The organism is Castellaniella hirudinis (assembly GCF_042651965.1).
Classification (GTDB): Bacteria; Pseudomonadota; Gammaproteobacteria; order Burkholderiales; family Burkholderiaceae_B; genus Castellaniella; species Castellaniella hirudinis.
Window position 1 is genome coordinate 282,468 of the sequence record NZ_JBHSDY010000010.1, and the last position, 19,219, is coordinate 301,686.

General features: G+C 68.2%; 20 protein-coding genes. 17 read left to right on the plus strand and 3 right to left on the minus strand.

Features of this window, described 5'->3' with window-relative positions:
- The first annotated feature begins 7 nt into the window (after positions 1-7).
- The 4 genes from ACFO0J_RS14990 (at position 8) to ACFO0J_RS15005 (ending at position 3,324) form a co-directional block, all read left to right on the plus strand.
- Positions 8-907: a carbohydrate kinase family protein gene (locus ACFO0J_RS14990; RefSeq protein WP_376813890.1), complete on the plus strand. Its 900-nt coding sequence runs from the start codon at positions 8-10 to the stop codon at positions 905-907.
- A 206-nt stretch (positions 908-1,113) separates the two neighbouring features.
- Positions 1,114-2,052, plus strand: coding sequence for a sulfurtransferase (locus tag ACFO0J_RS14995; RefSeq protein ID WP_376813891.1), 939 nt, complete (start codon positions 1,114-1,116; stop codon positions 2,050-2,052).
- Between the two features lie 13 nt (positions 2,053-2,065).
- Complete coding sequence (locus ACFO0J_RS15000; RefSeq protein WP_376813892.1) at positions 2,066-3,145, plus strand: YeeE/YedE thiosulfate transporter family protein; 1,080 nt, start codon at positions 2,066-2,068, stop codon at positions 3,143-3,145.
- 14 nt (positions 3,146-3,159) lie between these two features.
- Positions 3,160-3,324, plus strand: a complete 165-nt coding sequence (locus tag ACFO0J_RS15005) for a hypothetical protein (RefSeq protein ID WP_368640682.1) — start codon at positions 3,160-3,162, stop codon at positions 3,322-3,324.
- A 39-nt stretch (positions 3,325-3,363) separates the two neighbouring features.
- Here the strand turns inward: ACFO0J_RS15005 and ACFO0J_RS15010 are convergent, their stop codons facing one another.
- Positions 3,364-3,720 carry a carboxymuconolactone decarboxylase family protein gene (locus ACFO0J_RS15010; protein WP_376813893.1) on the minus strand — a complete coding sequence of 119 codons (357 nt, stop codon included), beginning with the start codon at positions 3,718-3,720 and terminating at the stop codon, positions 3,364-3,366.
- Positions 3,721-3,881: 161 nt separating this feature from the next.
- Between ACFO0J_RS15010 and ACFO0J_RS15015 the strand changes: the two genes are divergently transcribed.
- Genes ACFO0J_RS15015 through ACFO0J_RS15025 form a run of 3 tightly spaced genes read left to right on the plus strand, consistent with a single transcriptional unit; the run spans position 3,882 to position 4,987 of the window.
- Positions 3,882-4,193, plus strand: coding sequence for an ArsR/SmtB family transcription factor (locus tag ACFO0J_RS15015; RefSeq protein ID WP_376813894.1), 312 nt, complete (start codon positions 3,882-3,884; stop codon positions 4,191-4,193).
- Positions 4,194-4,217: 24 nt separating this feature from the next.
- Positions 4,218-4,793: a rhodanese family protein gene (locus tag ACFO0J_RS15020; RefSeq protein WP_376813895.1), complete on the plus strand. Its 576-nt coding sequence runs from the start codon at positions 4,218-4,220 to the stop codon at positions 4,791-4,793.
- Positions 4,790-4,987, plus strand: coding sequence for a YgaP family membrane protein (locus ACFO0J_RS15025; protein WP_376813896.1), 198 nt, complete (start codon positions 4,790-4,792; stop codon positions 4,985-4,987). The genes ACFO0J_RS15020 and ACFO0J_RS15025 overlap by 4 nt, the downstream gene beginning before the upstream one ends.
- Before the next feature lie 72 nt (positions 4,988-5,059).
- Here the strand turns inward: ACFO0J_RS15025 and ACFO0J_RS15030 are convergent, their stop codons facing one another.
- Complete coding sequence (locus ACFO0J_RS15030) at positions 5,060-5,659, minus strand: recombinase family protein (protein WP_376813897.1); 600 nt, start codon at positions 5,657-5,659, stop codon at positions 5,060-5,062.
- Positions 5,660-6,171: 512 nt separating this feature from the next.
- Here ACFO0J_RS15030 and ACFO0J_RS15035 point away from each other — a divergent pair.
- On the plus strand, positions 6,172-7,116 hold the full coding sequence (locus ACFO0J_RS15035; RefSeq protein WP_376813898.1) for a hypothetical protein: 945 nt from the start codon (positions 6,172-6,174) through the stop codon (positions 7,114-7,116).
- Positions 7,117-7,163: 47 nt separating this feature from the next.
- Here ACFO0J_RS15035 and ACFO0J_RS15040 read toward each other — a convergent pair whose 3' ends face one another.
- A complete protein-coding gene (locus tag ACFO0J_RS15040; protein WP_376813899.1) occupies positions 7,164-9,998 on the minus strand; it encodes a valine--tRNA ligase in 2,835 nt (944 codons plus the stop codon).
- A 220-nt stretch (positions 9,999-10,218) separates the two neighbouring features.
- Between ACFO0J_RS15040 and ndk the strand changes: the two genes are divergently transcribed.
- From ndk to hisC, 9 genes are read left to right on the plus strand one after another with little or no spacing between them, the layout of a single operon-like run.
- Entirely contained in the window at positions 10,219-10,644 is a 426-nt protein-coding gene (gene ndk, locus ACFO0J_RS15045; RefSeq protein ID WP_376813900.1) for a nucleoside-diphosphate kinase, read from the plus strand.
- Between the two features lie 52 nt (positions 10,645-10,696).
- Positions 10,697-11,842 carry a dual-specificity RNA methyltransferase RlmN gene (gene rlmN, locus ACFO0J_RS15050; RefSeq protein ID WP_376813901.1) on the plus strand — a complete coding sequence of 382 codons (1,146 nt, stop codon included), beginning with the start codon at positions 10,697-10,699 and terminating at the stop codon, positions 11,840-11,842.
- Complete coding sequence (locus ACFO0J_RS15055) at positions 11,839-12,342, plus strand: helix-turn-helix domain-containing protein (protein WP_376813902.1); 504 nt, start codon at positions 11,839-11,841, stop codon at positions 12,340-12,342. The genes rlmN and ACFO0J_RS15055 overlap by 4 nt, the downstream gene beginning before the upstream one ends.
- A complete protein-coding gene (gene ispG, locus ACFO0J_RS15060; protein ID WP_376813903.1) occupies positions 12,339-13,649 on the plus strand; it encodes a flavodoxin-dependent (E)-4-hydroxy-3-methylbut-2-enyl-diphosphate synthase in 1,311 nt (436 codons plus the stop codon). Before ACFO0J_RS15055 ends, ispG begins: the two co-directional genes overlap by 4 nt.
- A gap of 5 nt (positions 13,650-13,654) precedes the next feature.
- Positions 13,655-14,938 (plus strand): histidine--tRNA ligase, encoded by a 1,284-nt coding sequence (gene hisS / locus ACFO0J_RS15065; RefSeq protein WP_376813904.1) that lies wholly within the window; start codon positions 13,655-13,657, stop codon positions 14,936-14,938.
- Between the two features lie 8 nt (positions 14,939-14,946).
- Entirely contained in the window at positions 14,947-15,585 is a 639-nt protein-coding gene (locus ACFO0J_RS15070; RefSeq protein ID WP_376813905.1) for a YfgM family protein, read from the plus strand.
- A gap of 5 nt (positions 15,586-15,590) precedes the next feature.
- Entirely contained in the window at positions 15,591-16,748 is a 1,158-nt protein-coding gene (gene bamB, locus ACFO0J_RS15075; RefSeq protein WP_376813906.1) for an outer membrane protein assembly factor BamB, read from the plus strand.
- Positions 16,741-18,135: a ribosome biogenesis GTPase Der gene (gene der, locus ACFO0J_RS15080; RefSeq protein WP_376813907.1), complete on the plus strand. Its 1,395-nt coding sequence runs from the start codon at positions 16,741-16,743 to the stop codon at positions 18,133-18,135. Before bamB ends, der begins: the two co-directional genes overlap by 8 nt.
- Complete coding sequence (gene hisC / locus ACFO0J_RS15085) at positions 18,132-19,208, plus strand: histidinol-phosphate transaminase (protein ID WP_376813908.1); 1,077 nt, start codon at positions 18,132-18,134, stop codon at positions 19,206-19,208. Before der ends, hisC begins: the two co-directional genes overlap by 4 nt.
- Positions 19,209-19,219 lie beyond the last annotated feature (11 nt).

Below are 19,219 nucleotides of genomic sequence, written 5' to 3' on the forward strand. Positions count from 1 at the left end.
ACATTCCATGCAATTCACCACCATCGGCGCGGCCATCGTCGACATCGTCGTGTCCCGCGTCCGGCCCATGCGCGCCGCCAAGCAGGATGTGGAGCACATCGGCCTGTACGCGGGCGGCGGGGCGGTGAACGCCGCGTTGAACGTGGCCGCGCGCGGCGCCCGCGTCACGGTCCATGCTTGCGTGGGACGCGACCTGGAAGGCGATCTGCTGCGGGACATCCTGCGGCGCCACGGCATCCAGGCCGCCATCCCCGACCATGCGCTGCCCACGGGCAAGGCCGTGGTGATGGTGGACGAGGCCGGCGCGGCGCGCGCCTATGCGCAGCGCGGCGCCAGCACCTGGGTCGGCGAGCAGGGCTTTCCCGGCCTGGAGACGGCGGACGTCGTCTACGTGACGGGCCTGTCGCTGGAGTCCCAGGCCTGGCTGGAACAGGCCCTGGCGCGCATGGCCGCGTCGCGCCGCCGGCTGGCGGTGACGCCCGGCGCGCGCCAGCTGGCCGATCCCCAGGCGCTGCGCGGCCTCTGGGAACGGGCCGATCTGCTGTGCGTCAACGCCCGCGAAGCCGCCCGGCTGTGCGGGGACATGTCCCTGGACACCGACGCCCCCGCGCCGGACGAGGCCCGGGATCTGGCGCGCCGGCTGCTGCGCCGGCCCGGCCAGTCCGTCCTGGTGACGCTGGGGCAGGGCGGTGCCCTGTTCCACGACGGCGAACAGGGCCATTTCCATCCCGCGCGGGTCGTCGCGCCGCTGTCCACCATCGGCGCGGGCGATGCCTTCGCCTCGGCCTTCGTCCATGCCTGGGCCGGCGGCACCGCGCCGATGGAGGCGCTGGCCGCCGCGACCGACAGCGCCGCCCGGGTGATCCAGGTGATTCCCGCCAATCTGGCCGGCCCGTTGCGGACCTGAGGGCGGCGGCCGCGGCCCGCCTGCCGGCCGCCTACATAACCCCAGGTTCTATCGGTATCTCCAGCCGTACGATCGAATCTGGGAGAATGAATGATCGTTTTTTATGCCGGGCCGCCCCAAGGCAGAAATGCCCCCTTTGAGGGCGGCAGGCAGGCACAGCCTGCGCGGCGTGGGGGCTTTTTTCCTTATTCCTCAGAGGCATCATCATGAAACGCCTGTCCGCCCGCTTGGGGGCGCTTTTTCTCGCTTTCGGGGCCTCGTCGGCCGCCTGGGCGGCCCAGCCGCTGCTGACGCCGTCCGAACTGGACGCCGCCCGGCAGCAGCCGTCCGTGCGTGTCATCGACATCCGTCCGCCGGACGCCTACGCCGCCGGCCACATCCCCGGCGCCGTGTCGGCGCCCTATGCGCAATGGCGCGGCCCGGCGAACAATCCCGGTCAATTGCCGCCGCTGGACACGCTGACGCAACTGGTGCGCGGCCTGGGCATCGACCGGGACACGCACGCGGTGGTGGTTTCGTCGGGGGCCGACGGCACCGACTTCGGCGCCTCGGCGCGGGTGTACTGGACCTTGAAATACCTGGGCCTGGGGAACCTGTCCGTCTTGAACGGCGGCCTGAAGGCCTGGGCCGACGCCGGCCTGCCGCAGGACCGGACGGCGCCCACGGTTGCCGCGACGGCCTTCGAGCCCAAGCTGGACGCCTCCATTATCGCCACCACCGAACAGGTGGCCGCGCAGGTCGGCAACCCGCAGGCTCGACTGGTGGACGCACGGCCGCTGGATTTCTACCTGGGCAAGGTCAAGGCGCCGACGGCGCAGGTGCCCGGCACCATCCAGGGCGCGGTCAACGTGGAGAACGGCCGCTGGTTCAAGCCCGGCACATCGATCTTCGTCTCGCCGGACGAGGCCCGCAAGATCGCCGCCGAACTCCTGCCCGAGGCGAAGTCCGAAACGATCTCGTTCTGCAATACCGGCCACTGGGCGGCGACCGACTGGTTCGCGCTGTCGGAGGTCGTGGGCCAGAAGAACGTGCGGCTGTATCCCGAATCCCTGGCCGAATGGTCCCAGGATCCGGACCGGCCGATGGAGCATGTGCCCGGCCGGGGCAGCCAGATCCTGGACAAGCTGAAGGGTGTGTTCGGTTGATCGCGGCGGATTCATGAAACGGCTTCCTCTCGCGGTCCTGATCCTTGTCTTCTGCGGCTTTCTGGCCTGGTCGGTGGCCTTGCGCCAGGCGCTGCTGTTCCTGGTCGGCATCGGCCTGGGCGCGGTGCTGGCGGGCGCGCGTTTCGGCTTCACCACCGGCTGGCGGCGCCTGATCGAGCAGCGCGACCCGTCCGGCGTGCTGGCGCAACTGGTGCTGCTGGCGATCGCGGCGGCGGCGTCCATGCCGCTGCTGGCCGCCTATCCGACCGACCTGGGCGCGGCTCTGGGGCCGCCCAGCGTCAGCCTGATCGTGGGCGCCTTCGTCTTCGGCGCCTGCATGCAGGTCGCCGACGGCTGCGGCTCGGGCACGCTGTACAAGGCGGGCCTGGGCATTCCCCTGAACATGGCGATCCTGCCGCTGTTCGCCATCGGCAGCTTCCTGGGCTCGGCCACGCTGGACCGCTGGCTGGCCCTGGGGGCCTTGCCGCCGTATGGCCTGGTGACGCATTTCGGCGCGCCCGTCGCGCTGCTGCTGACGCTGGCGGGCCTGGCCCTGGTCGGCGTCGGCGTGGTGCGCTGGGCCGGCCGCGCGGCGCCGCTGTGGAACCGCAAGCTGCTGTGGGGCGCCGTGCTGCTGGCGGCGCTGGCGGTGCTGAACCTGGTGATCGCCGGCCAGCCCTGGGGCATCGTCTACGGCTTCGGCCTGTGGGCGGCCAAGCTGGCCGCGGCGGCGCACCTGTTCGACCCGTCGGCCAACGCCTTCTGGAGCGAGCCGGTCAATGCGGCGACGCTGGCGCAGTCGGTGTTCCTGGACGTGACCTCGATCACCAACATCGGCATCCTGGCGGGCGCTCTGTGGATCGCGGCGGGCAAGCCGTCCGCCGCCGCCAAGCCCATGAACGGCACGCAATGGGCCGTGGGCCTGGCCGCCGGCCTGCTGCTGGGCTATAGCTCGCGGCTGGCCTTCGGCTGCAACATCGGCGCCATGGTCAGCGGGATCTCCACCGGCAGCCTGCACGGCTGGATCTGGGTGCCCATGGCCTTCCTGGGCTCCCTGCTCGGCGTGCGCGTGCGCCGCCGCTACGCTTTCTGAAGGAGGGGGCCGGCATGCATTTCCGATTCCTGGCCGCCGCCTTCTGGATCGTGCTCGTGGGCTTCTTCGCCTGGGACTGGACGCACAGCGCGCCGGTCAACGTGCGCGCCGAGCCGCCGCTGATCGCGGCAGGTTCGGGCGTGGCCCCCAGCGGCGGGCACTGCGCCTCGACGTTCTGATCCGGGCGGGCCTTTGCGCCCGGCCCGGTCGGCCCGGCCCTAGGCGGCCCGAGGCGCCCGGCATTCCTCGAAGGCCGCGAGGGCGCCGGCGGCGTACATGAGGGAAGGCCCGCCGCCCATGTAGACCGCCACGCCCAGCGTTTCCTGGACTTCCGCTTCCGTCGCGCCCAGTTGCGCCAGCGCCTGGGTGTGGAAACCGATGCAGCCGTCGCAGCGCGTGGCCACGCCGATGGCCAGCGCGATCAGTTCCTTGGTCTTCGGGTCCAGCGCGCCGGCCGCCATCGCGGCCTTGCTCAGGTCGCCGAAGCCCTGCATCAGGTGCGGCATGCCCGCGCGCAGGGGTTTGAGGTTCTGGCTGATCGTCTGGGTCAGTTCCCGATAGGGGCCGGTGTGCATGAGATGTGCTCCTTGAGGTGCGCCGAAGCGGCGAAAACATGAGAAACGGCCGCCCGGCGCGGAGCATCCGCACCGCCCGGCGGGGCCTGGTCTTGCTTGTTAGTTTAGCAAATGCTAAATTAGAAGAAACTGATTTAAAACAAGGAATCGCCTTGTCGAACATGCTAAAAGAATCGCAGAACCTGGATTTCATGCAGGCGGGCGCGGCCCGTGCGGCGGCGCTGCTGCGCGCCGTGGGCAACGAGCACCGGCTGCTGGTCCTGTGCCTGTTGATCGAATGGGGGGAATTGCCCGTGGGGGCCCTGCTGGAACGCCTGCCGCTCAGCCAGTCGGCGCTGTCCCAGCACCTGGCCCGCATGCGCGACGAAGGCCTGGTGGCCTATCGGCGCGAGTCGCAGACCTTGTACTACCGCATCGCCAATCCCGACGTGGAGCGGCTGATCGCGACCTTGAAGCAGATCTTTTGTCCTTGACGCGGATTTTTTGCCGGAGACGCCATGAGTATTTCAACCCTGACACCCGAAGCCGCGCGGGATCGCCTGACGCGCGGCGCCGTGCTGGTCGACGTCCGCCCGCCGGACGAGTTCGCCCGCGAGCGCATCGCGCAGGCCCGCTGCGCCCCGCTGGACCGTCTGGCCCGGGGCGACCGGACCGGCTTGCCGTCCGGCGCGGCCGTGATCTTCTACTGCCGTTCGGGCAACCGCACCCGCATGGGAACGGCGATGCTCGAAACCTGCGCGGCGGGCGAGGCCTACATCCTGGAAGGCGGCCTGGATGCCTGGAAGCGGGCCGGGCTGCCCGTCCAGGCCGACCCCGGCCGGCCCCTGGAACTGTCCCGCCAGGTGCAGATCGCGGCCGGCGGCCTGGTGCTGGCGGGGACGGCCGCGGGCGCGTGGCTGTCGCCGTGGTTCCTGCTGCTGTCCGGGTTCGTGGGCGCCGGTCTGATGTTCGCCGGCCTGTCCGGATTCTGCGGCCTGGCCCGCGTCCTCATGCGCATGCCCTGGAACCGCCGGTTCCGGGATGCCGTTCCCGCTGCGTCCCTGCAGCCTCAGCCTACGAAGGAGTCTTCATGAAACTCAATATCGGCACGATCGACCGCATCCTGCGCCTGATCCTCGGTCTCGTCCTCATCGTGCTGGCCGCCAACGGCACCATCGGCTGGTGGGGCTGGCTGGGCCTGGTGGCGGTGGCCACGGCCCTGTTCCGCTTCTGCCCCCTGTACGCCGTGCTGGGCATCAACACCTGCCCGCTGAAATCCCGGGGCTGATTTCTTTCGCCGCACGATGCGGCCGATACCCGGAGCCCGTGATCCCGCGGGGTCCGGGAGCGGGGCCGTCCCTTACCCCTCGGGCAGGGGGACGGCCGCCTCCAGCAGCCGCTTCAGGGTGCGCGGGCTGACTCCGTAATGGGCCGCGACCTGCGTGGGCGGATGGCCCGCCTCGATCATGGCCCGGGCCTGGAGGCATTGCGGCGGGCTCAGGGAAGGGGGGCGTCCCAGGCGAATCCCGCGGGCCCGGGCGGCAGCCATGCCGGCGCGGGTGCGCTCACCGATCAGCGCGCGTTCGAACTCGGCCAGGGCGGCCATCATGTGGAACACCAGTTTGCCGCCGGGAGAGTCGATGTCGATCTGTTCGCACAGGGAACAGAAGCGCACACCGCGATGGCCGAGCTGCTCGAGCAGGGAAATCAGGCCGCCGAGCGAGCGTCCCAGCCGGTCCAGGCGCCAGACGATCAGCTTGTCGCCCTTGCTCAGGGATTGCAGCAGGCGTCCCAGGCCCTCGCGCCGCATCGTGGCGCCGGAGACGCCGTGATCCTGGTAGATGGTCTTGCAGCCGGCCTCGCGCAATGCCTGCAACTGCAGGCCCAGGTGTTGTTCGTCGGTCGAGACCCGGGCGTAGCCCACGAGCCTCCCTTCGGGGGCGGATGAAGCGGTTTTCATGTCGACAACCTGTTGCCCGGCGGGATAGGGCGCCCCGATGAAACTGGGCGGGGATGATCTCCCGCCCGATGATTTGCATCCACGGATAAAAATTTAATGTTTCTAATTAAACGATTCGGACAATTGCTTATTTATATTTACAGCGTTTGTGCATTGGAAGAGCAGTGGATATGAGGGCTGCGGTTTGACAATAAAGGTTCCATTGTGTCCAGAGGGATCCGTCCATATATCACCAAGATACTTTATGATAATGAAAATAAAGGGATAATAAGATAAGATGTTGAATTGTCAGGATTTTTGTTCAAATATCAAATATATTCAATTCGGTCAATATCTAATCAGATTATAGATGCAATTGATTTTTTCAAAGAATACAAAAAAGGAACCTTTCCGGCCTTCCTGGAAAGGGGGCGTCCGGTCCGCGACGGGGCCGTTCCGATGCGCCGGGAGGCGCCGGATCGCGGGCCGAGATCCGGGTCGCCCATCTGCTCGAGATCGCCGCCCTGCAGGGCGTGTCCAGCCATGTGGGCATCCTGCGCCGGCTGGGCGCGCGTCTGGCCCGCCGCGGCATACCCGGTGATGCGATCAACCTGAACGGGCAGGCGCTCGAACTCGATCTGGATCGGGCCTGGCCCTTTGGCGGCGCCGCCACGCCCCGGCGGATGGATCAGCTCTGGCGCGGCCTGCGCGCGGACCTGGACCGTGATCCCATCGAATGCGGCGCCTTGCGGTTTTATCCCTCGGTCCATATGGATTTGTGGGGGCTGGGGCCGGAGCTGGATCTGCGGGACGAGACGCCGGCCGCCGGCGCCTATGCCGGGCTTGCGCACCAGCGTCTGGGGGCCGATCTGAGACTGGCCGCGCAGTGGCTGGACGACCTGCGGGGCGGACGCCTGGCGCTGGCTTTCCAGCCCGTGCGCCGCGTCGTCCCGGCCGGGGCCGGGGGGGCGGACGGCCATCCCCCGGCGCGCCGTCCGGAATCCCGCCTGGACTATTTTCTGGCCCTGCCGCGACGCCTGGCCGACCCGGATGCGCCGGCCGCCGAGGCATGCCGGGCGCTGGAACGGCTGGGGCTGGTCCGGCGCCTGGACTGGAGCGTGCTCTGGACGCTGGTCAGCCTTCTGGAGATCGATCCGGCCCGCCGGGTGGGATGCGCGATCTCGACCGCGACCTTCCGGCCCGACGCCTATTGGCGTGAATTGTCGAGTTATCTGGGCGGACGCCCGTCGCTGGCGCTGCGCCTGTCCATCGAACTGTCCGGGCCCTGCGCGCATTCGCATGCGGGACCGGTCGATGCATTGACGCGTGAATTGGAAGCTCTCGGCGTGTCCGTCCTGGTCCACGGGGCGCAGGGCGCCGGAGAGCGCGGCCCGGAGGCTGCGGAATTGCACCAGGCCTGGTGCGGGCCGGCGCCTTGCCTTGTCTACGATCGGGCGGCCGAGTACGGCGGCTTCTGACCGCCGGGGCCGGCGGGCCGGGATCCGGCCACCGGCCCGTCAGCCGCCTACAGCTTCAGCCGCTGCGCCCGCACCCGTTCCAGCGTCTCGCCGAACTGCACCATGCGGGCCTTTTCCTGTTCGACCACCGCCGCCGGGGCGCGCTCGACGAAACTGGCGTTCGACAGCTTGCCCCGGGCCTTGGCGATTTCCTTTTCCAGGCGGTCGATTTCCTTGTCCAGACGGGCGCGCTCGGCGTCCACGTCGATCTCCACGTGCAGCATCAACTGGGTGGTGCCGACCACCTGGACGGGCGCGCCCAGGTCCGGCAGGCTGTCCACGGCCTGGACGCTTTCCAGGCGCGCCAGGGCGACCAGGTAGGGGGCCAGCTCGTCCAGGCCGGCCTCGGCGCCCTGGACGAGCAGCGGCACGCGCTGGCCCGGCGCCAGGTTCATTTCCCCGCGCAGGGCGCGGATCGCGTCGGTCAGCGATTTCAGCGCGGTCATGCGCTCGGCCGCTGCTGCGTCGCGCAGGTCGTCGCGGGCGACCGGCCAGGGCTGGACGCTGATGCTGGCGGGCGTGGCCTCGGTGCGCACGCCGGCTGCCGCCGAGACCTTCTGCCACAGTTCTTCGGTGATGAAGGGCATGATCGGGTGGATCAGACGCAGCAGGGTTTCCAGCACGTGGATCAGGGTGCGGCGCGCAGCAGCCTGCTGCGCGGCGTCGCCCGTCTGCAGGCGGACCTTGGCCAGCTCCACGTACCAGTCGCAGTACTCATCCCAGATGAAATGGTACAGACGGTCGGCCACCTGGTCGAAGCGGTACTGGCCGAAACCGGCGTCCACCTCGTCGATCAGGCGCTGCAGGCCGTCGATGATCCAGCGGTCGGCAAAGGACAGGTCGCCCGGCTGGGGCGTGCCCAGGTCGTGGCCTTCGACGTTCATCAGCACGAAGCGCGTGGCGTTCCAGAGCTTGTTGCAGAAATTGCGGTAACCCTCGCAGCGCTTCAGGTCGAAATTGATGTTGCGCCCCAGCGTGGCGTAGGCCGCCATGGTGAAACGCAGCGCATCGGCGCCGTAGGCCGGGATGCCGTCGGGATAGTCCTTGCGGGTGCGCTTGCGGATCGCGTCGGCCTGCTTCGGGTTCATCAGGCCGGCCGTGCGCTTGGCGATCAGCGGATCCAGGGCGATGCCGTCGATCAGGTCCACCGGATCGATGGTATTGCCCTTGGACTTGGACATTTTCTTGCCTTCCATGTCGCAGACCAGGCCATGGACGTAGACCGTGCGGAAGGGCACTTCGCCGGTATGGTGCATGCTCATCATGATCATGCGCGCCACCCAGAAGAAAATGATGTCGAAGCCCGTGACCAGGACGCCGGAGGGCAGGTAGCGCGCCAGGTCGGGGGTTTTGTCGGGCCAGCCCAGATCGGTGAAGGGCACCAGGGCCGACGAGAACCAGGTGTCCAGCACGTCCGGGTCGCGCGTCAGCGGGCCGTCGACGCCGGCCTCGCGCGCCTGGCGCTCGGCGTCCTCGGCCGAACGGGCGACGAAGATGCGGCCGTCGGGCGCGTGCCAGGCGGGGATCTGGTGGCCCCACCACAGTTGGCGCGAAATGCACCAGTCCTGGATCTTTTCCAGCCACTGGTTGTAGGTGGTGGTCCAGTTTTCCGGGACGAATTTCACGCGGCCGTCGGCCACCACGTCCAGGGCCACCTGGGTGATGCTCTTGCCGGGATGCAGGCTGTCTGCGGGCGCGGGCTGGCTCATGGCCACGAACCACTGGTCCGTCAGCATCGGCTCGATCACGCTGTTGGTGCGGTCGCCGCGCGGCACCATCAGCTTGTGGGCGCGCACTTGCTGCAGCAGGCCTTGCGCTTCCAGGTCGGCGACGACGCGCTTGCGGGCCTCGAAGCGGTCCAGGCCGCGATAGGCCTCGGGGGAGGCGTCGCTGATCCTGGCGTCCAGGGTCAGCACGCTGATCATGTCCAGGCCGTGGCGCTGGCCGACGGCATAGTCGTTGAAGTCGTGCGCCGGAGTGACCTTGACCACGCCCGTACCGAATTCACGGTCCACGTAGTCGTCGGCGATGATGGGAATCTCGCGTCCGACCAGGGGCAGGGTCACCTTCCGGCCGATCAGATGGGCGTAGCGTTCGTCCTCGGGGTGCACCATCACGGCGACGTCGCCCAGCATGGTTTCCGGGCGGGTGGTGGCGACGACCAGATGGGTCAGCCCGCCGGCGGGCGTGACCAGGGGGTAGCGGATTTCCCACATGTGGCCGTCTTCTTCGGTGCTGACGACCTCCAGGTCGGACACCGCCGTGCCCAGCACCGGATCCCAGTTCACCAGGCGCTTGCCGCGATAGATCAGGCCCTGCTCGTACAGGCGCACGAAGACCTCGACCACGCCGCGCGACAGGCGCTCGTCCATGGTGAAGTATTCGCGCGACCAGTCGCAGGACGAGCCCAGGCGGCGGAACTGGCCGGTGATGGTGCTGCCGGATTGTTCTTTCCAGGCCCAGACGCGCTCCAGGAATGCGTCGCGGCCCAGGTCGTGGCGCGACACGCCCTGGGCGTCCAACTGGCGTTCCACCACGATCTGGGTGGCGATGCCGGCGTGGTCCGTGCCGGGGATGAAGACCGTGTCATCGCCGCGCATGCGGTGATGGCGGATCAGGCCGTCCATGATCGTCTGGTTGAAGGCGTGCCCCATGTGCAGGGTGCCGGTGACGTTGGGCGGCGGGAACTGAATGGCAAAGGATTCCGGCGTCCGACCCGCGACCGGCTCGGTGTGCCGGCCGCCCGCGAACAGGCCGCGGCGATTCCACTCGTCATACCAGCGGGACTCGATGTCCTGGGGTTCGAAGCTCTTGGGCAGGGAAGGGGAGGCGGAATCGCTCATGGGTTCTTCTGAATCTGAATCGAGGGGGATCTAGGGGACTAGAGGGGGCTGACGGCGAAAAACGATCATTTTAGGCGCATGGGAAGAAAACCGCCCATGGTAAAATGCGCGGTTGACCACAAGACCCAATCGCCGACCCGGTTTTCGGGGCGGCCGCGGCGGTGTCATTCTACATTTTCACCGGGAAACCCCGTTTTCCATTCGCTTACCGGAAACTTCCATGGCTATTGAACGTACCCTCTCCATCATCAAGCCCGACGCCGTCGCCAAGAACGCCATCGGCCAGATCGTCGCCCGTTTCGAACAGGCCGGCCTGACCGTCGTCGCCGCCCAACTGCGCCAGCTCTCGCGCGGCGACGCCGAGCGCTTCTACGCCGTGCACAAAGAACGCCCCTTCTTCAAGGACCTGGTCGACTTCATGATCTCGGGCCCGGTGTTCGTCCAGGTGCTGGAAGGCGAATCCGCCATCACCAAGAACCGCGACCTGATGGGCGCGACCGATCCCAAGAAGGCCGCGCCGGGCACGATCCGCGCCGACTTCGCCGAGAGCATCGACGCCAACGCGGTGCACGGCTCCGACGCCCCGGAAACGGCGGCCGTCGAAATCGCCTTCTTCTTCCCCGAAAGCAACATCCACAGCCGCTGATCGCGGCGCGGACCCCGGCCGCACAGCCGGGGTCCGGCTGAAATACCCGCACATGTCCGACGAAACCATAAACGTCCTGGGTCTGGACCCGGCCTCCCTCGAATCGCTCGTGGCGCAGTGGGGCGGCAAGCCCTTCCGCGCGCGCCAGTTGTCGCAGTGGGTGCATCAGCGCGGCGTCGACCGGTTCCAGGACATGAGCGACCTGGCCAAGGACTTCCGCGCGCGCCTGGAATCCCGGTGCGTCGTGCAGGCGCCTCCCCTGAACCTGGAAAAGCGCTCTACCGACGGCACCCGCAAGTGGCTGTTCGACATGGGGCTGGGCAACGCCATCGAGACCGTCTTCATTCCCGAAGACGATCGCGGCACGCTGTGCATTTCCAGCCAGGCCGGCTGCACCGTGGCCTGTCCGTTCTGCTCCACGGGCTACCAGGGCTTCAGCCGCAATCTGAATACCGCCGAAATCATCGGCCAGCTCTGGTATGCCAACCGCGCCCTGCGCGACGATCCCTCGGCGGCACGGCTGGGCGGCCCGGGTGAATCCCATCGGGCCGTCAGCAACGTGGTCATGATGGGCATGGGCGAACCTCTGCTGAACTACGACCAGGTGCTGGGCGCCTTGCGCCTGATGCTGGACGACCATGCCTACGGTCTGTCGCGCCGCCGCGTGACCGTGTCCACGTCCGGCGTGGTGCCCATGATGGACCGCCTGGCGCGCGACTGCCCGGTGGCGCTGGCGGTGTCGCTGCATGCGCCCAACGACGAATTGCGCGACCGGCTGGTGCCGCTGAACCGCAAGCATCCGCTGGACGAATTGCTCGACGCCTGCAACCGCTATCTGGAACATGCGCCGCGCGACTTCATCACCTTCGAATATATTATGCTCGACGGCGTGAACGACGCCGACGAGCATGCGCGCCAACTGATCGACATTGCCAAGCGGGTGCGCTGCAAGTTCAACCTGATTCCCTTCAATCCCTTTCCGCAGTCCGGCCTGCGGCGTTCCCCGGCGGCGCGCATCCGTCTGTTCTCCCATCTGCTGACGGATGCAGGGCTGGTGGTGACGGTGCGCAAGACGCGCGGCGACGACATCGACGCCGCCTGCGGTCAACTGGCGGGGGAAGTGCGCGACCGGACACGCATTACCGAACGGCTGCCCGACCGGGCCAAGATCGTCATACGCAAAAAGGAGCATGGATGAGCGAAACCTCCCCTGAGGGCCTGCGACGCCCGGAGGCGGCCCAGAGCCCGGAGGCGCTGTCGCTGGGCGATGCGCTGAAGGCCATGCGCGAGACGCGCGGCCTGTCGCTGTCCGAAGTCTCTGCGCGGATCAAGTATTCCGCCGTGCAGCTGGGCTACCTGGAAGCCTGCGACTGGTCGCGGCTGCCGGACGGCGTGCCCCTGCGCGGCCTGGTGCGCAACTATGCGCGCTTCCTGGGCACCGACGTGGACGCCGCCCTGAAGCTCCTGGACGACGCGGTCGGTCCGACCCGGCCCAGGCCCGCCGTCACGCCTCTGGGCGCGCGCCGCGCTTTGCAGCAGGCCGACATGAGCCCCAAGGGCGAACCGGCCCACCGCACCTGGGCCTGGCTGCTGCTGATTCTGGTGCTGTTCTGCGTGGTCGGCGTGTACGCGATCAACCGGGGCTGGGTGCCTGAACAATGGCTGGTGTTCGATTGGTTGAAGGCTTTACGGTCATGACGCTCGATTCTGTGCTTTCCGATCCGGCCGCCGCGCCCCGGCGCCCGACCCGCGGCGTCGCCGTGCGCTGGGGCGGCCACGTGGTCCGGGTGGGCGGCGACGCCCCGGTCGTGGTGCAGTCCATGACCAATACCGACACGGCCGACCCCCAGGCCACCGCGCTGCAGGTGCGCGAACTGTGGCAGGCGGGTTCCGAACTGGTGCGCGTCACCGTCAACACCCCTGAGGCCGCCGCCCAGGTCGCGGCCCTGCGCGACGCCCTGGACCGCATGAACGTGCCGGTCCCGCTGGTGGGGGATTTCCACTACAACGGCCACAAGCTGCTGACCCAGTTTCCGGACTGCGCCCAGGCGCTGTCCAAATACCGCATCAATCCCGGCAATATGGGCGGCGGCAAGCGCCGCGACGACAACTTCGCGCAGATGATCGAGGTCGCCTGCCGCCACGACAAGCCGATCCGCATCGGCGTGAACTGGGGCAGCCTGGATCACGAACTCCTGGCGCGGATGATGGACGAAAACGCCGCCCGGTCCGCACCCTGGTCGGCCAATGCCGTGATGCGCGAGGCCCTGGTGGTCTCGGCCGTCACCAACGCCGAACGCGCCCAGGCACTGGGGCTGCGCGGCGACGCCATCGTGCTGTCCTGCAAGGTCAGCCATGTCCAGGACCTGATCGCCGTCTACCGCGAACTGTCGCGCCGCTGCGATTATCCGCTGCACCTGGGCCTGACCGAGGCCGGCATGGGCTCCAAGGGCATCGTCGCCTCCACGGCGGCCCTGGCGGTGCTGCTCCAGCAAGGCATCGGCGACACGATCCGCATTTCGCTCACGCCTGAACCCGGCGGCGACCGCAGCCGCGAAGTCGTCGTCGCCCAGGAAATCCTGCAGACCATGGGCCTGCGGGCCTTCACCCCGATGGTGGTGGCCTGCCCGGGCTGCGGGCGCACCAGCAGCACGGTGTTCCAGGAACTGGCTGCCAGCATCCAGGCCTTTCTGCGCGCCCAGATGCCGGTCTGGAAGACCCGATATCCGGGCGTGGAAAACATGCACGTGGCCGTCATGGGCTGCGTCGTCAACGGTCCCGGCGAAAGCCGCCATGCCGATATCGGCATCAGCCTGCCCGGTACGGGTGAAATCCCGTCCGCGCCGGTGTACGTGGACGGCGAGCGCACCGTGACGCTCAAGGGCGACGCCATCGCCGAAGAATTCCAGGCCATCGTCGAAAACTACGTGGCCCGGCGCTACGGACAGCAGCAGGGCGCCGAGCCCGCGCGCCGTCCGGGCGTCGTGGCGCGCGATATTCACTGAAATCCATGTCCGAGTTCAAGAAAGTCGCCGGTCTGACCGGCATGAAGGATGTCTTGCCGCCGGAAACGGCGCGCTGGGAACAGCTCGAAGCCCTGGTGCGCGACTGGCTGGCCGGTTACGGCTACCAGAACCTGCGCACCCCGGTGCTGGAGCAGACCCGCCTGTTCGCGCGCGGCATCGGCGAGGTCACCGACATCGTCGAAAAGGAAATGTATTCCTTCGTCGATCCCCTGAACGACGAACGCCTGACAATGCGGCCCGAATTCACCGCCGGCATCGTGCGTTCCGTGATCGAGCACAATTTTCTCTATGACCGGCCGCGCCGCGTCTACGCCATGGGGCCGGTGTTCCGGCACGAGCGCCCGCAGCGCGGCCGCTACCGCCAGTTCCACCAGATCGACGTCGAGGCCCTGGGCTTTGCCGGGCCGGACGTGGACGCCGAACTGATCCTGATGCTGGCGCGCCTGTGGCGTCTGCTGGGCCTGAAGGACATCCGCCTGGAACTCAATTCCCTGGGTCAGGCGGCCGAGCGCGCCGCCCACCGCGCGGCCCTGATCGCGCACCTGGAAAAGCACATCGACGTGCTCGACGAGGAAGCCCGCCGTCGCATGCACAGCAATCCGCTGCGCGTGCTGGACACCAAGAATCCCGCCATGCAGGACATGGCCAACAGCGCGCCGCGCCTGTTCGATTTCCTGGGCGAGGCATCATTGGCCCACTATCGCGGCCTGTGCGACCGGCTGGACGACGCCGGGATCGCCTACACGCTGAACCCGCGCCTGGTGCGCGGACTGGATTATTACAATCTGACCGTTTTCGAATGGGTGACGGATCGCCTGGGCGCGCAGGGGACGGTCTGCGGCGGCGGCCGTTACGATGGCCTGATCGAACTGCTGGGCGGCAAGTCCGCGCCGGCAGTGGGTTTTGCCATCGGCATGGAACGCCTGCTCGACCTCTGGCAGCAGGACGCGCCCGACCAGGACCCGGCCGAATGCCAGGTCTATCTGGTCCATCAGGGCGACGAGGCCCAGCGGCGGGCGGCGCAGCTTGCCGAGTCGCTGCGCGACGCCGGGCTGCGGGCACTTGTCCACGCCGGTTCGACTGGGTTTAAATCACAGTTTCGCCGGGCCGACGCCAGCGGCGCCGTGGCCGCCGTCATCATCGGCGGCGACGAGCTGGCCTCGGGCCGGGCGACCGTGAAATGGCTGCGCGCCGGTGATGCCGGCGACGGGCAGCAGGAATCGGTCGCTTTCGACCAATTGGCCGAGCAACTCCAACAAAGGATCTGAACACAGGCATGGCATACGATCTCGAAGAACAGGAAAAACTCGACGCGCTGAAGGCCTGGTGGGAACGCTACGGCACGCTTTCCATGGCCCTGGTCTTCGCTGTGCTGGCCGCCTTCGCCGGCTGGCGCGGCTGGCAGTGGTATCAGTCGCACCAGGCCAGTCAGGCCATGGGCTACTACGAGGCTCTCGAAGCCGCCGCCTCCCAGCCGGGCGACGATGCGGTGGCCCGCATCAAGGCCGCCAGTACGGCCCTGCGCGACGATTACGCCGGTTCGGGCTACACCGCGCGCGGTGTGCTGGTGGCGGCCCAGGCGCTGCAGGAACGCAAGGACCTGGACGGCGCCCGCGAGCAGCTCGAATGGCTGACGCGCGACAAGACCGCCCCGGCGCTCAGCGCGGTGGCCCGCCTGCGCCTGGCCGGCGTGCTGCTGGCCCAGCAGCAGTATGAACCCGCCCTGGCCCAGCTCCAGGGCACGCCGCCTGCCGGTTTCGCCGGCCTGTACGCCGACCGTCGCGGTGACATCCTGGCCGCTCAGGGTCAGCCCAAGCAGGCCGTCGAGGCCTGGAAAGAAGCCTTGAAATCCCTGGGCGCAGACCCCGCCGCCCAGATCGTCCAACTGAAAATCGACGCCCTGAACGGAGCCTGATTCCCATGTCCATGCGACCTTCCTCCCGCCTGTTTCGCGCAGCGCTCGTCGGCCTGGTCGCCGTCGGGCTGTCCGGTTGCGGCATGTTTTCCCAGACCGACGCCCGCTTCGATCCGGCGCCGCTGACCGACTATGCGCCCTCGCTGGCGGTGTCGGCGCGCTGGTCGACTTCGATCGGCAGCGGCGGCGGCTACGGTTTCTCTCCCGAACTGGTGGGCGACACCCTGTACGCGGCGACGCCCTCCGGGACCGTGGCGGCGCTGAATGCCTCCTCCGGCGCGCTGCACTGGCGCGCCGATGCCGGGGCCTTGTCCGCCGGGGTCGGCAGCGACGGGCGGGTGGTCGCCGTGGTCACCCAGACCGGCATGGTCGTGGCCTACGACGCCCAGGGCAAGGAACTCTGGCGCAGCCAGGCCGCCAGCGCCGTCAACGTGCCGCCCGCCGTGGGCAACGGCATCGTGGCGGTGCGTACCACCGATTACCGCATCCAGGCCTTTGACGCGGCCACCGGCAAGCTGCGCTGGAACGTGCAGCGTCCCGGCCCCGCCCTGGCGCTGCGCACCAGCATCCGCATGCTGTCGGTGCCCAATCTGCTGATCGCCGGCATGCCCAACGGCCGTCTGATGGTGATCGACGCGGCGTCCGGCGCCGTGCGCTGGGAGGGCTCGGTCTCCGCTTCGCGCGGGGCTTCGGACCTGGAGCGCATTACCGATGTGGTCGGCGCGCCGGTCATCGTCGGCCCCGCGCTGTGCGGCGTCAGCTACCAGGGCCGCACGACCTGCTTCGACGTGTCCCAGGGCGGCCGCGCCGTCTGGTCTGCGGACGTGTCTTCTTCGACCGGCATGAACACCGACGGTCAGCGCCTTTACATGGCCGACGGGCGCGACACGGTCCACGCCCTGGACCTGCACGACGGCCACGAACTCTGGAAACAGGCGGCGCTGTTGAACCGCCGCCTGAGCGCTCCCGCTCCGGCAGGCGCTGCCGTGGCCGTGGGCGACTTCGAGGGCTATGTGCATTTCCTGTCGCGTGACAATGGCGCCCTGATGGCCCGCCTGCAAGTGGGCGGCGGGCCGGTCGTTTCGGCTCTGGTGCCCACCCCGCGCGGGGTGGTCGTGCAGACGGGCGACGGCAAGCTGATTCTGGTGGGCGTCGGTGGCTGATACGCGTTTCAAGCCGGTCGTGGCCCTGGTCGGGCGCACGAACGTCGGCAAATCGACCCTGTTCAACCGCCTGACGCGTTCACGCGCGGCGCTGGTGGCGAACATTTCCGGGCTGACCCGCGACCGTCATTACGGCGAGGGGCGGGTGGGCGAACATCCCTATATCGTGGTCGATACGGGCGGCTTCGAGCCGGTCGCCACGCGCGGCATCCTGGTCGAAATGGCGCGCCAGACCGCTCAGGCCATCGCCGAATCCGATGTGGTGATTTTCCTGGTGGACGGGCGCGAAGGCATCAACGCCCACGACCATGAAATCGCCCGCCTGCTGCGCAAATCCGGCCAGCGCGTGCTGCTGGCCGTGAACAAGACCGAAGGCATGCGCAATCACGCCGACCTGGCCCAGTTCCACGAACTGGGGCTGGGCGAGCCGCATCCGATTTCGGCCGCGCACGGCGATGGCGTGGCCACCCTGGCCGAAGAGGCGCTGGCCGCCTTGCTGGCTGATCGGGCCGCGCAAGCGTCCGAGTCCTCCGTGGACCCGGACGCGGCGGACGCAGGCGAGGGCGGGGCGCACGACCACCGCATCAAGCTGGCCATCGCCGGGCGGCCGAACGTCGGCAAATCCACGCTCATCAATACCCTGGTGGGCGAGGACCGCGTCATCGCCTACGATCTGCCGGGCACCACGCGCGACGCCATCGAAATCGAATTCGAGCGCGGCGACCGCCGCTATACGCTGATCGATACCGCCGGCCTGCGCCGCCGGGGCAAGGTCTTCGAGACCGTGGAAAAGTTCTCGGTCATCAAGACGCTGCAGGCCATCGAGGCCGCCAACGTCGTGCTGCTGCTGATCGACGCCCAGGAAGGCATTTCCGACCAGGACGCCCATATCGCCGGTTTCATCACCGAAACGGGCCGAGCCCTGGTGGTGGGCCTGAACAAGTGGGACGCGGTCAATCAAGAGCAGCGCGAATGGGTGCAGCGCGAATACGATCGCAAGCTGCGCTTCCTGTCCTTTGCCCGGGTGCTGAACCTGTCGGCCCTGAAGGGGCAGGGGGTCGGCCCGGTGCTCAAGGCCGTGGATGCCGCGCACGCCGCCGCCTTTGCCAAACTGTCCACGCCGAAACTGACCCGCACGCTGATGGCGGCGGTGGAACAGCAACAGCCGCCGCGCAAGGGCATTTTCCGGCCCAAGATGCGCTACGCCCACCAAGGCGGGCAGAATCCGCCGCGCATCATCATCCACGGCAATGCCCTGGATGCGGTGCCCGATTCCTACCGCCGCTATCTGGAAGGCCAGTTCCGCGACGCCTTCAAACTGGCCGGCACGCCGTTGTCCGTGGAATTCAAGTCCTCGCATAACCCCTACCTGAAGGACGAGTCGTGAGCACGCTCTGGAGCGATCACATCGCCGGCCTGGTGCCGTATGTGCCGGGCGAGCAGGCCCGCATCCCGAACCTGCTGAAGCTGAACACCAACGAACACCCGTACGGACCCTCGCCCCGGGCGATCGAGGCCATGCGCGCCGCCCTGACGGACGACATGCGCCTGTATCCCGATTACCAGGCGCTGGACCTGCGCCGCACGATCGGGGACCGTTTCGGCCTGGCGCCGGATCAGGTGTTCCTGGGCAATGGTTCCGACGAAATCCTGGCGCACGTCTTCAATGCGCTGTTCCTGCGCGGCGGCCGGCCCCTGTGGCTGCCCGACGTGACCTACAGCTTTTACAAGACCTACTGCCGCCTGTACGCCGTGCCGCACCGCTTGATCCCGCTGGACGAGGATTTCGCCCTGCGCGTGGCGGACTACACCGGTCCGGCCGACCCGGAGCCCGCCGGAATCATCTTCGCCAATCCGAATGCGCCCACCGGCCGGACCCTGACGCTGGACGAGATCGCCGCCATCGCGCAGGCGCATCCCGACAGCGCCGTGGTGGTGGACGAAGCCTATGTGGACTTCGGCGCCGAGTCGGCCGCCGCGCTGATCGGCCGCTTCCCTAACGTCCTGGCCATCCACACCCTGTCCAAGTCCCGCTCCCTGGCGGGTCTGCGGGTAGGCTATGCCCTGGGGCACGCCGATCTGATCGCGGGGCTGACGCGCGTCAAGGACAGCTTCAACTCCTATCCCCTGGACCGCGTGGCCCTGGCCGGCGCCCAGGCGGCGATCGAGGACGAAGCCTGGTTCGACCGGACCCGGCGGGCCGTGATCGACGCCCGCGAACAACTGGCGCTCGATCTGCAGGATCTGGGGTTCCAGGTGCTGCCGTCCCGGGCCAATTTCGTGTTCGCCCGCCATCCGGGCCGCGACGCCCGCGACATTGCCGCCGGCTTGCGCGAGACGGGCATCCTGGTGCGGCATTTCAATGCGCCGCGCATCGACCAGCACCTGCGGATTACCGTGGGCACGCCGGAACAATGTGCGCGTTTGTGCGACGCGCTGCGTGCGCTGCTGTCGGCCTGAGCCGACGGCCA

Coding starts and splice junctions, on each gene's coding strand:
- ACFO0J_RS14990 (WP_376813890.1), top strand. CDS start 8: ATGCAATTCACCACCATCGGCGCGGCCATCGTCGACATCGTCGTGTCC.
- ACFO0J_RS14995 (WP_376813891.1), top strand. CDS start 1,114: ATGAAACGCCTGTCCGCCCGCTTGGGGGCGCTTTTTCTCGCTTTCGGG.
- ACFO0J_RS15000 (WP_376813892.1), top strand. CDS start 2,066: ATGAAACGGCTTCCTCTCGCGGTCCTGATCCTTGTCTTCTGCGGCTTT.
- ACFO0J_RS15005 (WP_368640682.1), top strand. CDS start 3,160: ATGCATTTCCGATTCCTGGCCGCCGCCTTCTGGATCGTGCTCGTGGGC.
- ACFO0J_RS15010 (WP_376813893.1), bottom strand. CDS start 3,720: ATGCACACCGGCCCCTATCGGGAACTGACCCAGACGATCAGCCAGAAC.
- ACFO0J_RS15015 (WP_376813894.1), top strand. CDS start 3,882: ATGCTAAAAGAATCGCAGAACCTGGATTTCATGCAGGCGGGCGCGGCC.
- ACFO0J_RS15020 (WP_376813895.1), top strand. CDS start 4,218: ATGAGTATTTCAACCCTGACACCCGAAGCCGCGCGGGATCGCCTGACG.
- ACFO0J_RS15025 (WP_376813896.1), top strand. CDS start 4,790: ATGAAACTCAATATCGGCACGATCGACCGCATCCTGCGCCTGATCCTC.
- ACFO0J_RS15030 (WP_376813897.1), bottom strand. CDS start 5,659: ATGAAAACCGCTTCATCCGCCCCCGAAGGGAGGCTCGTGGGCTACGCC.
- ACFO0J_RS15040 (WP_376813899.1), bottom strand. CDS start 9,998: ATGAGCGATTCCGCCTCCCCTTCCCTGCCCAAGAGCTTCGAACCCCAG.
- ndk (WP_376813900.1), top strand. CDS start 10,219: ATGGCTATTGAACGTACCCTCTCCATCATCAAGCCCGACGCCGTCGCC.
- rlmN (WP_376813901.1), top strand. CDS start 10,697: ATGTCCGACGAAACCATAAACGTCCTGGGTCTGGACCCGGCCTCCCTC.
- ACFO0J_RS15055 (WP_376813902.1), top strand. CDS start 11,839: ATGAGCGAAACCTCCCCTGAGGGCCTGCGACGCCCGGAGGCGGCCCAG.
- ispG (WP_376813903.1), top strand. CDS start 12,339: ATGACGCTCGATTCTGTGCTTTCCGATCCGGCCGCCGCGCCCCGGCGC.
- hisS (WP_376813904.1), top strand. CDS start 13,655: ATGTCCGAGTTCAAGAAAGTCGCCGGTCTGACCGGCATGAAGGATGTC.
- ACFO0J_RS15070 (WP_376813905.1), top strand. CDS start 14,947: ATGGCATACGATCTCGAAGAACAGGAAAAACTCGACGCGCTGAAGGCC.
- bamB (WP_376813906.1), top strand. CDS start 15,591: ATGTCCATGCGACCTTCCTCCCGCCTGTTTCGCGCAGCGCTCGTCGGC.